This is a genomic window from Staphylococcus argenteus (genome assembly GCF_000236925.1).
Taxonomy (GTDB): Bacteria; Bacillota; Bacilli; order Staphylococcales; family Staphylococcaceae; genus Staphylococcus; species Staphylococcus argenteus.
In genome coordinates this window covers 2,599,603-2,613,263 of sequence record NC_016941.1, presented here as the reverse complement: position 1 = coordinate 2,613,263, position 13,661 = coordinate 2,599,603, and the positions used below count along the sequence as shown (strand labels likewise).

The window sequence follows — 13,661 nt, the reverse complement described above, 5'->3', positions numbered from 1 at the left end:
GATGAAAAAAGTTATAAGTTTATTTGTTGCAATTTTATCAGTGTTGATTTTTACGGATAATGCAAACGCCGAAAATAACAAGCCTGAAGGTGTGAATGAAAATAGCAATTTAATACCAGTTAGACAACCGGATGCAAATTATCCTGGGCCAGTTAGTGATATAGCACGTATGAAAAAACTTGATAATTTAATAGATGGTACGAAAGATCCAAATGTTATCAAGCAGTTGAAAGATGATAATGAGGCTTCGAATAATACTGTAAAGGCAAATGATTCTGGAATAGTATCGGATTGCAGACATTTACTAAAGCATCCAGATAATTTAATGGATGGCACGAAAGATTCAAATGTTAACAAGCAGTTGAAAAACATCAATGGAACATCGAATAATAGTGCTGCAAATCCAAGTACTAAAGCAAAAGATACTCACACAAAAAGTAATAAACAAATAGTTAAACAACAAAGTAATTATTTGGATAACAAGAGCAAAGATGTACATATACAACAATTGAAAGAATTGCCAAAAACAGGCGTAAGCAACGAAAGTAATACAGCAATCATGGCTTTATTTATTGGTCTAATATTGCTTGTAGTAAGTTTAGTGACACGATTTATAAAATTAAATAGCCATCAATAATAAAAAGGGCCACACCTTGGTTTAAGCTACCAAGCGTGTGGTCTTCCCTTGTTATACAATGCTTTCACTATTTCAAGTTGATTTATTTACATGTTGCTTATCAACACAGTCGGCTGTAATCACCATATATTAATTAACGATAGGAATGATTAATTGTGAATCATATTTACCACCAGTATAAATCATGTGCATGCCTTTATTTACGGTTTCTTCATGTTCATAACGTGTTTTCATGCCAGGGGTACTATTACCAATTACAATTTCACTACCTTTAACAACAACTTCTAATGTTTCGCCTTGTTTAAATAGCGTGCCTGAAGGCAATAATTCGATTTCAACAGGTACAATCTCATCTTGTGACAACTTTAATTCTGTTTCATGTTTATGCCAAGGTTGCGCAATTGTGGATTTTTCTTGATCTAATTCACGATGTGATACGCGTAACCAACCAGTAGCTACTTGACCATTTTCAATATGATTAAAATCAGGGAAGTTAACTTCATTACCATGACGATTTAACTTTTTAATACCTGCAAATAAATCCATATCGTCTGATTCTGTAGTGCTTACCCATAGTTTTAAGTTCATGTTTCCAACTAACTCAGTATCTTTGTCAAATGTATATTTAAAACGCACATCTTGTTGTTTATCTTCAGAGTCATACTGTGCAACACGCTCACTACTAATCTTTGCATGATTCAATGTGTGATTGTCAGCATTCAAATACAATGGTGTATATTCTGTGTTAGGTAAAGGGAACACTGACGCTGATTTGAATTCGCCTTTATAAAATTGATCTCTAACTTCATAAATGACATGAGGCGTATCTTTCCAATCGTTATTTTCATCCTTAAGGTAACAATCAAAAAATGCTTTTTGGCGTTCAAGATTCTCTCTAGCGTAGTAGCTTTCCCATTCTTTGCGCCCATGAACATATAGCCATTTTTCTTCTGATGCAGCTTGTTTAAATCCTTCAAAAGAGCCACGGTTGTGCAAACCTTGTGTAGACCAACTAGCACATGTTAGTAGAGGTGTTTTAATTTGTGATAATGGCACTTGACGCTGTTTCCAAAAATCATCGAACAATGGGTGTGCTTGTTGTGCTTGTATCAGATCTTCGATATTTGGATTATCTGTCCATCTCGCAAAAATACCTTGAGTCCAGAAACGATAAAAGCCAGTATCCGGTATACCTCCGTGAAAGGCTACTTCTCTATACATATCATTTAAGCCTTCCCAAGGAATCATTGCTTTTAAATGTGGTGGATTTAATGATGCGACCCACCATTGAGTCACCGCAAGATAAGAAACGCCATTTGTCCCGATATTTCCATTACTCCATGACTGTTTTGCTGCCCATTCAATCACTTCGTAATAATCTTCTGCTTCTCTTTTTGACCATGGAGATAAGACGCCTTTTGATTTGTCACTACCGCGTAATGCAACTTTGACTACAACATAATCATTTGGCACCCAAAATCCTGGGTCTGGTGATTCTTCAGGTGTAAAACTAGATGTCGGAATGGCGCCTAATGTTGGCCAAAGGGCACCCATATTAGTGATTTTAGGCTTATTATCTTTGCCGTAAGTATCTGCAGACATAACTACAGGGAATTTGCCATCTTTATTTGGTCTGAAAATATTAATATATAATTTTTCGCCATCGCGCATTTCCACAGTGACATCTTTTTCCATAATCATTTCTTGATTTCCATATTGAACACTGTCGACAACGATGTGGTTAATACCGGCTTTCACTTCGTTGACATGAGTTACAGTTAATTTTGGATTTCCTAGTAAATGTTGGTTCATTGTTATCACCTTTTTCTGTTTGTTTGTATCACCTATATTAAACAGGTAAACATTGTGTGCCAATCATCAATGTTGGAGATTTGTAGGATAATGAACATAACGTTTATAATTGTTAATAATCATTAGCTAAGGACGTGATAAGGATGACAATAGATCGACGTATTAGAAAATCACAAATCGCGATTAGAGATGCATTTATAGAATTGTTACAGCATCAACAATTGGAACAGGTTACGGTGCAACAAATTGCAGATTTAGCTGATGTTAACAGAAGTACGTTTTATACGCATTATTATGATAAATATGATTTACTGGAAAAATTGGAAGATCAGCAGTTGGAGGAAATTAAAACATTTATTAATGATAATACTTCGAATGAAGCGACTGGACTATCGGCGGATAATATATATAACATTATGAAAATCTTAATAGGAAACATAGAAGAAAATATACCATTTTATCAATTGATGTTTCGTATGGGGAAAGATTCGAATATACACGAAAAACTATATGACTTAATAATGTGTCATTTACAACGTTATAAAAATGAAAATGATCAAATTAATGGTATACCATTTTCATACTTTATGAGTTATGTTTCAGGTGCGGGATTGTCTTTAATAAGACATTGGGTAGAAGATCCAAACCGTATAGACAAAGTTGACTTAATTAGGCATTTTAATATGATTGTCAATCAAGGGCCTGCAACGATAATTAAAAATATACAATAAAATAAGGCAAGCCATGAATCGAGAGTGGCTTGCCTTGCTAAAAATGTTAAACCATATTATTAAATGATATCTTCAGCAATAATATTACTGTGGCATCGCGTTATAATCTTGACCATGTAACATCCAACGAACGCCATATTTATCGGTAAAGATGCCCATTTTGCCACCCCAGAATTGGTCAGCAAATGGTAATTCTATTTCAATTGAAGCATGATCTTTAATTTGTTCATAGAATGTTTCAACTTTATCAGCATCTTCTTTATTATTAACATCATAATCGATTAATAATGAAATACCATTATTAATTTTGTCAGCACGGCCGAAAGAATCTGAACATAAAACTTTAACGCCAAGCACTTCAAATTCAGCATGCATAGTTGCTTCTTGTGCTTGTTCTTTAGACATACCAAAATGTGATGCTTGTTCTTCGCCAACTTCTAAACGTTTAACGTCAGTTGCACCAAATACTTCTTCGTAATATGCAAGGGCTTCTTTTGAATTTTCAAAAGCGATATAAGGGAATAATGCTGTCATGTAAAACACCTCAATGTATTATTTTTATTACTAACACCATGTTACATTAAAAAATGGCAAAAGTATAACTTTTACGATGAATTGAAATCAATCTTTTGTAAAATACATGATAAATTGAAGGATGAAATTACAAATCCAATTGCTTTATCTAAACTAGTGCTTTTACTTTTTTATTTACTCAAATGATCGCTAAATTTCTTTTCGTAATCATATGTATTTAATCAATTCTCTTAAAAATTTTAATTTTGTAATCCAGGTAAAACGCTTGAAAACCAATTTTCAAAATGCAAACCTCCTATATGCACTTTTGGTGTGCATAACTTAATTACGTGGCATTTTATTTTTGATTGAGATTTTGAATATCTCAATATATGAATTATTTGATTGTTTAGACATAGAAAGAGCGCGTATAAACACCGTGGTAATTATTATGTATGGTGATTAATTTTAATGAACACATATTTGAAAGTGTTCATTTTCTAATTTGTAGTAATTTAACACTCTAGCTAATCGATATATGCTTAATCAATAATAAAAAAGTAAATTGTATAGGAGATAGATAAATATGAACAATGGAGTATTAATAGTTGGCGCTGGACCTAGTGGACTAGCTATGGCAATTTCATTAAGTAATCAAGGTGTTCCATTTAAAATTATTGATAAAAATGAAGGGTCGGGTACTGCTTCTCGTGCCATGGCTATTCAATCTAGAGTATTAGAATTCTACCAGCAATTTGGATTTGTAGATAGAATTGTTGAAAGCGGTATTGAAGCAGCTACATTAAAGCTGTATAAAGATAAAAAAGCAATCGCACAAATTCCATTAGGTAAATTAGGCAAAGGTATTAGCCCTTATCCATATGTTTTAACATTACCCCAAGACATTCATGAAAAAATTCTTGTTGATGAACTGAAAAACTTAGGTGGTCATATTGATTGGAAGCATGAATTAGTATCGTTTACAGACGAGGGTAATGCTGTAACAGCTAAAATTCAATCACCTGACGGTAGCGTTTCAACACAAACTTTTTCTTATATTTGTGGTTGCGATGGCGCAAGTAGTGTTGTTAGAAAATCACTTGATATTGGTTTCGCTGGTGGTACTTATCGACAAACCTTTTTTGTTGCTGACGTAGAAAATGGAACAGAATTAAAAGATGCATCCATGGGCTTCCATTATAATTATTTTTGTATGGGATTTCCTGTTAGATTTAAAGGGCAATTGAGATTGATTGGATTAGTCCCTGACAATTTAAAAGTGGATGGTGATGCTCCTAAAGATTTTGTGACACTTATTCCTCATGTAGAACGTATCTTACCAATTAAAGTAAACAAGGTGAATTGGTATTCATCTTATCGTGCTCATCATCGTGTAGCCGAAAGGTTTCGAGTGGGTCGCATTTTCATTTGTGGTGATGCTGGTCATATTCATAGTCCGGCAGGTGGGCAAGGTATGAATACAGGTATCAGCGATGCACTTAATTTAGCCTGGAAAATCTCAGCGGTATTAAAAGGTAAAGCATCGACAAATTTGTTAGATACTTATGAACCAGAACGTATTGAGTTCGCCAAAAAATTAGTTAGTACGACTGATACAGCTTTTCAAATCATGGTTAATAGTCGTATGGTTAAAAACTTTGTTATTCCTTTCTTAGCACCCAAATTATTACGATTTAATACTCTGAAAAAATTATTATTTAAAACTATTTCTCAAACCAATTTAAACTATCATCAAAGTGAATTAAGTACTGGAGAATATGGCAAAATTAAAGGTGGGGATCGTCTACCATGGATTTATAACGAAAACATTGATAACTTTGTACCCTTAAAATCATATGATTGGCAAATACACCTATATGGGACAATGACACAAGATGTTAAACAATTAGCCTATGAAACAGGGGTTCCAATGTATAACGTTCCTTGGAACAAATCAATGTATGCTAAAGGTATTAAGGAAAACTCAGTATTTCTAGTACGCCCAGATAGTTACGTATCTGTGGCTACAGACGCCAAGAATTTAGAACAAATAAAAAATATGATTCATAAATATAGTATTCGTCACTTAAACTAATTAATCCATGATAGAGAAGAGTATTGCAACTTGAACAACACTTTGTCAAGTAGACCTTAAATTAAATTCCTTCAGATACATAAGGGATTTTAGAAATATAAATGTATTAAAATGGATTTCTAACTTTTTTGACTGACATTTAATAAGAATCATATATAATAGAAGTTAATGATTCAATGTGGGAGGTTAAATCATGATTAATGCTGAACCAATTATTGGTAAAATGAAAAATCAAAAAATTAATTATGACAAGGTGCTTAAAAAGTTAATCGGGCAGTGGGAAAGAGAAGCAATCAGACCTAAAATCTTATTGCATAGCTGTTGTGCGCCTTGTAGTACATATACATTAGAGTTTTTGACTCAATATGCAGACATTGCAATATATTTCGCGAATTCAAATATCCATCCGAAAAATGAATATTTACGACGTGCTAAAGTGCAAGAACAATTTGTGGAAGACTTTAATCGCAAGACTGGTGCGAATGTGAAGTATATTGAAGCACCTTATGAACCACATAAGTTTATGAAAATGGTGAAGGATAAAGAATTAGCTGATGAAAAAGAAGGCGGTTTACGTTGTACTGCTTGTTTTGAAATGCGTTTAGATATTGTAGCTAAAGCAGCTGTAGAACATGGCTATGATTACTTCGGAAGTGCATTAACATTATCACCTAAAAAGAACGCACAATTAATCAATGAACTTGGTATGGATGTTCAAAAAATATACGATGTGAACTATTTGCCAAGTGATTTTAAGAAAAGTAAAGGTTATGAACGTTCTATAGAAATGTGTAATGACTATAATATCTTTAGGCAGTGTTATTGTGGCTGCGTCTTTGCAGCGATGCAACAAGGTATTGATTTTAAAACAGTTAATAAAGAAGCGAAAGCATTTTTAGAACAATATCCAGATTAATCTAGTGTGTGACGTAAAGGTATACAGGCCTTGTCTTACATAGAATATATCAAATAATAACCCGAGATTTTAGTGACATGAATCATACTAAAATCTCGGGTTATTTATATAATCGTAAATATTGTAGTTATCATGAATATCTGGATCCAGAGACATCAATCAAAGTCTCACTCTCAATGACGAAGCTTACATCATTTTATGAACAAATCGTATAATTGCTAAAATGACAATGACAAGTGTTGAAATAAGTGAAAACACTTTAAACTTTTTGTAGTCATTTTTCGTTTCATTTTCTCCTGTTTTCATCATTTCACGTAGCTCTTGCTCGATTTCTAAATCAAGATCTGTTTTACGATAACCATTCAAACCTTGACGTTCATCTTCTTCAGGTTGATTTTGTTGCTGTGTGTCTTTGTTGTCAGAAGTCGATATTGTTTTTTTATTATCTGTTTCTTTAGTCATAACAAACGCCTCCGTTATAAAAACGCTATATTTGATGATATATGATATTTAAGCCATTATTTTGAAAATGGTGATAAATATATCTTCTTGAGTTATATCATAATTTTATTAAGACGATTCAGCAAGTTTTAACGTATCATTTGACTATGTTGGGTTAGGCATCTAGTCCTATAATATCATTGACATTGTTAAAATGATTATCTTTTAAGTAGCGCGCGATGCCTTTATTCATTTTCTTAGTTAAACCTGGGCCTTCAATAACAAGTGATGAATAAATTTGAATCAGTGATGCACCGTGACGCATCATCTTGATTGCATCTTCAGTACTGAATACGCCGCCTGTACCTATAATTAAAAATTCACCATTTGTTTGTTGATAAGCATACTTAATTAATTTTAAATTACGTTCAAATAATGGACGACCACTCAAACCGCCTTCTTCGACTTTATTAGCGGAAGTTAAACCATCTCGTTGGCGCGTTGTGTTTGCTAAGATGACACCGTCAAATGTTTTAGTAATCGCCGGTAATAGTGCTTTTAAGCCATCGAAATCCATATCAGACGTTAGCTTTAAATAAATTGGCACTGTTACATCATGTTGTTTTTTAAATGTTGTTAAAGCTTGACATAACATTGAAAATTCATCTTTATCATGGAAATTTTGAAGGTTTTCAGTATTTGGAGAACTGATATTGACTGTGAAAAATGAAACGTCGTGTTTAAACGTATCAATGACTTTTATATAATCTTGATAACGTGCTTCATAAGGTGTCATTTTATTCACACCAACATTGATACCAACAGGTACTTGATAAGCATGTTTACGCAAATGGCTGAGTGCTTTGTTCATACCAATATTATTGAAACCCATACGATTTATCAAGGCATCATCTTCTAATAATCTGAACATGCGTGGTTGAGGGTTACCCGGTTGAGGTTTAGGTGTGATACCACCTAATTCTAATGCACCAAATCCAAGGTGTTCCAATGCTTTTGGCACTTCGCAAGATTTGTCGAAACCAGCTGCTAAGCCAATTGGATTGTCGTACGTATTACCTTGTATCGTTTGTGATAACATTGGGTTCTTGTAAGTGAATAGTTTATCGACGACTGGGAATAAAACTGGAAACTTTTGTAACGTTTTTAATGCATCGATAGTTAGTCCGTGTGCTTTTTCGGGTTCGATTTTGAATAAGAAAGGTTTAATTAATTTGTACATGAGTATGCTCCTATTTCATTATATTTGAGGCTTACTATCCTCAACTTAATATATGTGAAATATATTCTTTTAATAGACTAGCATTTCCCTACATAATTTCCTAGTTAAAACTAAAAAGTTTTGAAAATTGACGCAAGTACTACAAATAATTTTAAGATTAAATCATCTTAATTAGGCAATATAATATTATAAAGTAAGTAGATTGGAAGGTGTTTGTATGAATGAACAATGGTTAGAGCATTTACCTTTAAAAGATATTAAAGATATTTCACCAGTTAGTGGTGGTGATGTAAATGAAGCATATCGAGTCGAAACCGATGCAGATACATTTTTCTTACTTGTCCAACGTGGGCGTAAAGAATCCTTTTATGCTGCAGAAATTGCGGGTTTAAATGAATTTGAGCGTGCCGGCATCACGGCACCTAGAGTGATTGCAAGTGGCGAAGTTAACGGTGATGCGTATTTAGTGATGACATATTTAGAAGAAGGGGCTTCAGGAAGTCAACGCCAGTTAGGGAAACTCGTAGCTCAATTACACAGTCAGCAACAAGAAGAAGGCAAATTTGGCTTCCCATTACCTTATGAGGGTGGCGATATTTCCTTTGATAATCATTGGCAAGACGATTGGTGTACCATTTTTGTCGACAAGCGCATGGACCATTTGAAAGATGCGTTGTTAAATAGGGGGCTATGGGATGCCAACGATATCAAAGTATATGACAAAGTGCGACATCAAATTGTGACGGAATTAAAGAATCATCAAAGTAAACCGTCTTTATTACATGGTGACTTATGGGGTGGTAATTATATGTTTTTACAAGATGGTCGCCCGGCATTATTTGATCCAGCACCCTTATATGGTGACAGAGAATTTGATATCGGTATTACAACGGTATTTGGTGGTTTTACGAGCGAATTTTATGATGCGTATAATAAACATTATCCACTCGCAAAAGGTGCATCTTATAGACTTGAATTTTATCGTTTATATTTATTGATGGTGCATTTATTGAAATTTGGTGAGATGTACCGTGATAGTGTTGCGCATTCTATGGATAAGATTTTACAAGGTACAACAAGTTAGTTACTACGTTAGATTGAGATAAATAATATGCACAGATATTTTTACAATGAGAAGTGTTTCACCTGCCTCGATAAAAATATTTGTGCTTTTTTATTGTTGGAAAATAAAATTTTAATCGCTATTGTTAATTTCTGTAATGCAAAACAAGGTTGAGTTGCAATAAAAGTTATTTTCTAACTTTTTGTTCAATAAAATTCTAGGAATGATACATATTTATTGATACAATAATTTTGAATATAATCATAAAACAATATTTAAGTATAATTGAATGTTTGAATATCATATATTGATACATTTTATAATAATTTTAAAATAATTTAAATGGGAAGAGGTGTAAATGATGAGTACAGTTCAAAGTGATATTTTTAAGACCAATAGTGCATCATCATCTATTAAAAGTGCTGCTGAAACATGTAATAATGTGTCGAAACCGGATAAAGATGAAAGTACAACAGTGAGTGGAAATGAAAATGCCCATAGTGTGATAGATGATTTGATTAGCAAAAATCAATCTGTTGCTGAAGCAATAGGAACTGCGAGCGATAATATACAAAAAGTTGGTGAGGCTTTTGACCAAACTGACGTAATGATTGGTAATGAAATTGGTAAAAATTAAAATGTGGTGAAATGATGTCGAATAAACTTGATGAAATCAATAAAATGATCACAGCGAAACATAAGCAAATGGATGACTTATATGACGAAAAGCAAGAAGTTAAAGCGTTGATAGATGAAAGTGATGCGCTTAATCATTCGATAGAACAATTGTATCAACATTTAGGCGAGCGTTATTATAGTAGCAATATGGCTAGTCGTATGGAACAGTTCCGCGATGAATTTAATTTTGCGAAACGACGTTCAACGGAAGCATTATACGAGCAACAACAGCAAATTCAACATGGCATTCGCAAAGCGGAAGAAGAGATGATTGACTTGGAAATGCGAAGGAATATCGAAATCGAGACGGTGACAAAGGAGGAAAATAAATGGAAACAATAGGAAGCATAATTTATTTAAAAGAAGGTTCACAAAAGTTAATGATTATTAATAGAGGACCAATTGTAGAAATTGAAAATCAAAAGTATATGTTTGACTATTCTGCATGTAAATATCCCATTGGTGTAGTGGAAGATGAAATTTATTATTTTAATGAAGAAAATATAGATTCAGTTATTTTTAAAGGTTATTCTGATCAAGATGAGGATAGATTTCAAGAGTTGTTTAATAATATGAAACAAAATTTGAATAGTGATATACAACGTGGAGAAGTTACACAACAATAAAGAAAAACTTTATCTTTAGAAATTAGTATTTCTTATGCATGAGCTTTACACATGTATTCCCATTTTTTAAGTACACATTATCCACAGCTAACGTGTAAGAACCACTACATAATAAATCATTAGTGGTTCTTTATCATTTCCAGCCAAAAATGTTATCTCTAAGTACTGAGGCTGGATGATAACCATTAAATGTCATTCGCAATCAATTGAACGTACTGTAGCATCCTTAAATTTAATAAAATCCCGCAAGCCAACTTCCAAAATGTAGAAGGATTCTCTACAATAGCGGAAGTTTTTCTTTTAATGTTGAAATTTCTCAAGGATAGGTCTATACTTTATAAATCGTAATTATTACGATTTATAATCAGAAACAATAACATGAAATAGATCATTGAGGGAGTGTTAACATGCAACATCATAAAGTGGCTATTATCGGTGCCGGTGCTGCAGGTATAGGTATGGCCATTACCTTAAAAGATTTCGGTATAGAAGATGTCATTATTTTAGAAAAAGGAACAGTAGGCCATTCATTTAAACATTGGCCTAAATCGACGCGTACGATTACGCCGTCATTTACGTCTAATGGATTTGGCATGCCTGATATGAATGCAGTTTCTATGGATACTTCACCAGCATTTACATTTAATGAAGAACATATTTCCGGAGAAACATATGCTGAATATTTACAAGTGGTCGCCAACCATTACGAACTGAATATCATTGAAAATACCGTTGTCACAAATGTATCTGTAGATGATGCATACTATACGATTGCAACGACAACAGAGACATATAACGCGGATTATATCTTTGTCGCAACAGGTGATTATAGTTTCCCTAAAAAGCCTTTTAAATATGGTATTCATTATAGTGAAATTGAAGACTTTAATACCTTTAATAAAGGACAATATGTAGTTATTGGTGGTAATGAAAGTGGCTTTGATGCAGCTTATCAACTTGCAAAAAATGGCTCTGACATTGCACTTTACACAAGTACAACCGGATTAAATGATCCAGATGCTGATCCTAGTGTTAGATTGTCACCTTATACACGTCAGCGACTAGGTAATGTTATTAAACAAGGTGCACGCATTGAAATGAATGTACATTATACGGTTAAAGATATTGAGTTTAACAATGGTCAGTATCATATCAGTTTTGATAGCGGACAAAGTGTGCTTACGCCTCATGAACCAATACTAGCAACTGGCTTTGATGCAACAAAAAATCCAATCGTTCAACAACTGTTTACGACTACTAATCAAGATATTAAATTAACAAATCATGATGAATCGACACGTTATCCGAATATTTTTATGATTGGCGCAACAGTTGAAAATGATAATGCCAAATTATGCTATATCTATAAATTCAGAGCGCGATTTGCAGTACTTGCCCATCTTTTAACACAGCGGGAAGGCTTACCAGCTAAACAAGAGGTCATTGAAAATTACCAAAAAAATCAAATGTATTTAGATGATTATTCATGTTGTGAAGTGTCATGCACATGTTAGAAGTGAAATATGATATGAGAACGGGGCATTATACGCCCATACCTAATGAGCCTCATTATTTGGTTATTAGTCATGCGGATAAACTTACCGCAACAGAAAAAGCAAAATTAAGATTACTAATTATTAAACAGAAATTAGATATTTCATTAGCGGAAAGTGTTGTTTCTTCACCCATTGCAAGCAAACATGCGATTGAACAATTAACTTTATTTCAAAAAGAGCGTCAACATTTAAGACCGAAAATAAGCGCGACATTTTTAGCTTGGATGTTGATATTTTTAATGTTTGCTTTGCCTATCTATATAGCGTATCAATTTTCAGATTGGTTTCAAAATCAGTATGTATCAACATGGATAGAATATTTAACTCAAATAACATTGCTCAATCACGATATTTTACAGCATATATTATTTGGTGATTACGGTGTGTTATCACTTGGGACATATTCTCTCGTATGGGCATTGCCAGTTGTCATATTGATTAGTTTATCAACTGCTGTTATTGATCAAACAGGACTCAAATCATGGATGATATGGGCAATTGAACCGTCAATGTTACAGATAGGATTACAAGGGAATGATATCGTGCCGCTATTAGAAGGATTTGGATGTAATGCAGCAGCCATTTCACAAGCGGCACATCAATGTCATGCTTGTTCAAAGACGCAGTGTATGAGCTTAATAAGCTTTGGTAGTTCTTGCAGTTATCAAATAGGTGCGACATTATCTATTTTTAGTGTAGCTGGAAAGTCATGGCTATTTATGCCGTACTTAATATTAGTACTTTTAGGTGGTATTTTACATAATAGAATTTGGCTGAAAAAGAATGAGCAACAACATAGTATTCCTATGCCTTATGATAGGAAACTGCATATGCCCAATTTACGTCAAATGGTGCTACAAATGTGGCAAAATGTTCAAATGTTTATCGCTCAAGCATTGCCCATTTTTATAACAATCTGTCTTATTGTTAGCATTTTATCACTAACGCCAATTTTGAATGTTGTATCACAAGTGTTTACACCTGTTTTATCGTTATTAGGGATTTCGTCAGAGTTGTCCCCAGGTATTTTATTTTCAATGATTCGAAAAGATGGCATGCTCTTGTTTAATATGCAACAAGGTTCCGTACTAAAGGAGCTAACAGTGATACAGTTGCTACTACTTGTATTTTTTAGTTCAACATTTACAGCATGTTCAGTCACGATGACGATGTTATTGAAACATTTAGGTGGTAAATCGGCACTTAAATTGATTGGAAAACAAATGGTGACATCATTAGTTTTGATCATTAGTATAGGACTAATTTCGAAAGTGATAATGACGGCCTTTTAAAGAATGAATGAACTATAACTAACTGTAGCGTCCTGTCAGTCAATAGGAAAGCTATCTTCGA

General features: G+C 33.4%; 14 protein-coding genes. 10 read left to right on the top strand and 4 right to left on the bottom strand.

What is annotated here, in order from left to right; genetic code table 11:
• The first annotated feature begins 1 nt into the window (after window position 1).
• On the top strand, window positions 2–637 hold the full coding sequence (locus SAMSHR1132_RS12780) for an LPXTG cell wall anchor domain-containing protein (RefSeq protein WP_000755977.1): 636 nt from the start codon (window positions 2–4) through the stop codon (window positions 635–637).
• Window positions 638–766: 129 nt separating this feature from the next.
• Here the strand turns inward: SAMSHR1132_RS12780 and SAMSHR1132_RS12775 are convergent, their stop codons facing one another.
• Entirely contained in the window at window positions 767–2,449 is a 1,683-nt protein-coding gene (locus tag SAMSHR1132_RS12775; RefSeq protein WP_001071575.1) for a CocE/NonD family hydrolase, read from the bottom strand.
• A gap of 143 nt (window positions 2,450–2,592) precedes the next feature.
• Between SAMSHR1132_RS12775 and SAMSHR1132_RS12770 the strand changes: the two genes are divergently transcribed.
• A complete protein-coding gene (locus tag SAMSHR1132_RS12770; RefSeq protein WP_000151108.1) occupies window positions 2,593–3,180 on the top strand; it encodes a TetR/AcrR family transcriptional regulator in 588 nt (195 codons plus the stop codon).
• An 84-nt stretch (window positions 3,181–3,264) separates the two neighbouring features.
• On the opposite strand, the gene SAMSHR1132_RS12765 is transcribed toward SAMSHR1132_RS12770, so the two are convergent.
• Window positions 3,265–3,714, bottom strand: coding sequence for a VOC family protein (locus SAMSHR1132_RS12765; RefSeq protein ID WP_000125699.1), 450 nt, complete (start codon window positions 3,712–3,714; stop codon window positions 3,265–3,267).
• Window positions 3,715–4,279: 565 nt separating this feature from the next.
• Here SAMSHR1132_RS12765 and SAMSHR1132_RS12760 point away from each other — a divergent pair.
• Window positions 4,280–5,788 (top strand): FAD-dependent monooxygenase, encoded by a 1,509-nt coding sequence (locus tag SAMSHR1132_RS12760; protein ID WP_001059091.1) that lies wholly within the window; start codon window positions 4,280–4,282, stop codon window positions 5,786–5,788.
• Window positions 5,789–5,981: 193 nt separating this feature from the next.
• Window positions 5,982–6,704: an epoxyqueuosine reductase QueH gene (locus SAMSHR1132_RS12755; protein WP_000606202.1), complete on the top strand. Its 723-nt coding sequence runs from the start codon at window positions 5,982–5,984 to the stop codon at window positions 6,702–6,704.
• Window positions 6,705–6,890: 186 nt separating this feature from the next.
• Here the strand turns inward: SAMSHR1132_RS12755 and SAMSHR1132_RS12750 are convergent, their stop codons facing one another.
• Window positions 6,891–7,166 (bottom strand): hypothetical protein, encoded by a 276-nt coding sequence (locus SAMSHR1132_RS12750; protein WP_000159830.1) that lies wholly within the window; start codon window positions 7,164–7,166, stop codon window positions 6,891–6,893.
• Between the two features lie 154 nt (window positions 7,167–7,320).
• Window positions 7,321–8,385 carry a quinone-dependent dihydroorotate dehydrogenase gene (locus SAMSHR1132_RS12745; RefSeq protein WP_000277410.1) on the bottom strand — a complete coding sequence of 355 codons (1,065 nt, stop codon included), beginning with the start codon at window positions 8,383–8,385 and terminating at the stop codon, window positions 7,321–7,323.
• Window positions 8,386–8,602: 217 nt separating this feature from the next.
• On the opposite strand from SAMSHR1132_RS12745, the gene SAMSHR1132_RS12740 reads away from it, so the two are divergent.
• The 6 genes from SAMSHR1132_RS12740 to SAMSHR1132_RS12715 all read left to right on the top strand — a co-directional run bounded on the left by SAMSHR1132_RS12740 (window position 8,603) and on the right by SAMSHR1132_RS12715 (window position 13,600).
• Entirely contained in the window at window positions 8,603–9,469 is an 867-nt protein-coding gene (locus tag SAMSHR1132_RS12740; RefSeq protein WP_001005505.1) for a fructosamine kinase family protein, read from the top strand.
• A gap of 337 nt (window positions 9,470–9,806) precedes the next feature.
• Window positions 9,807–10,085, top strand: a complete 279-nt coding sequence (locus SAMSHR1132_RS12735; protein ID WP_014373916.1) for a TIGR04197 family type VII secretion effector — start codon at window positions 9,807–9,809, stop codon at window positions 10,083–10,085.
• Between the two features lie 14 nt (window positions 10,086–10,099).
• Window positions 10,100–10,468 carry a hypothetical protein gene (locus tag SAMSHR1132_RS12730; protein ID WP_000066358.1) on the top strand — a complete coding sequence of 123 codons (369 nt, stop codon included), beginning with the start codon at window positions 10,100–10,102 and terminating at the stop codon, window positions 10,466–10,468.
• On the top strand, window positions 10,456–10,752 hold the full coding sequence (locus SAMSHR1132_RS12725; RefSeq protein WP_000447705.1) for a DUF4176 domain-containing protein: 297 nt from the start codon (window positions 10,456–10,458) through the stop codon (window positions 10,750–10,752). Before SAMSHR1132_RS12730 ends, SAMSHR1132_RS12725 begins: the two co-directional genes overlap by 13 nt.
• A 407-nt stretch (window positions 10,753–11,159) precedes the next feature.
• The gene (locus SAMSHR1132_RS12720) at window positions 11,160–12,266 is read left to right on the top strand and encodes an NAD(P)/FAD-dependent oxidoreductase (protein WP_001163733.1); all 1,107 of its coding nucleotides are present in this window, start codon (window positions 11,160–11,162) and stop codon (window positions 12,264–12,266) included.
• Window positions 12,260–13,600, top strand: a complete 1,341-nt coding sequence (locus tag SAMSHR1132_RS12715) for a nucleoside recognition domain-containing protein (protein ID WP_000895209.1) — start codon at window positions 12,260–12,262, stop codon at window positions 13,598–13,600. Before SAMSHR1132_RS12720 ends, SAMSHR1132_RS12715 begins: the two co-directional genes overlap by 7 nt.
• The last annotated feature ends 61 nt before the right edge of the window (window positions 13,601–13,661 follow it).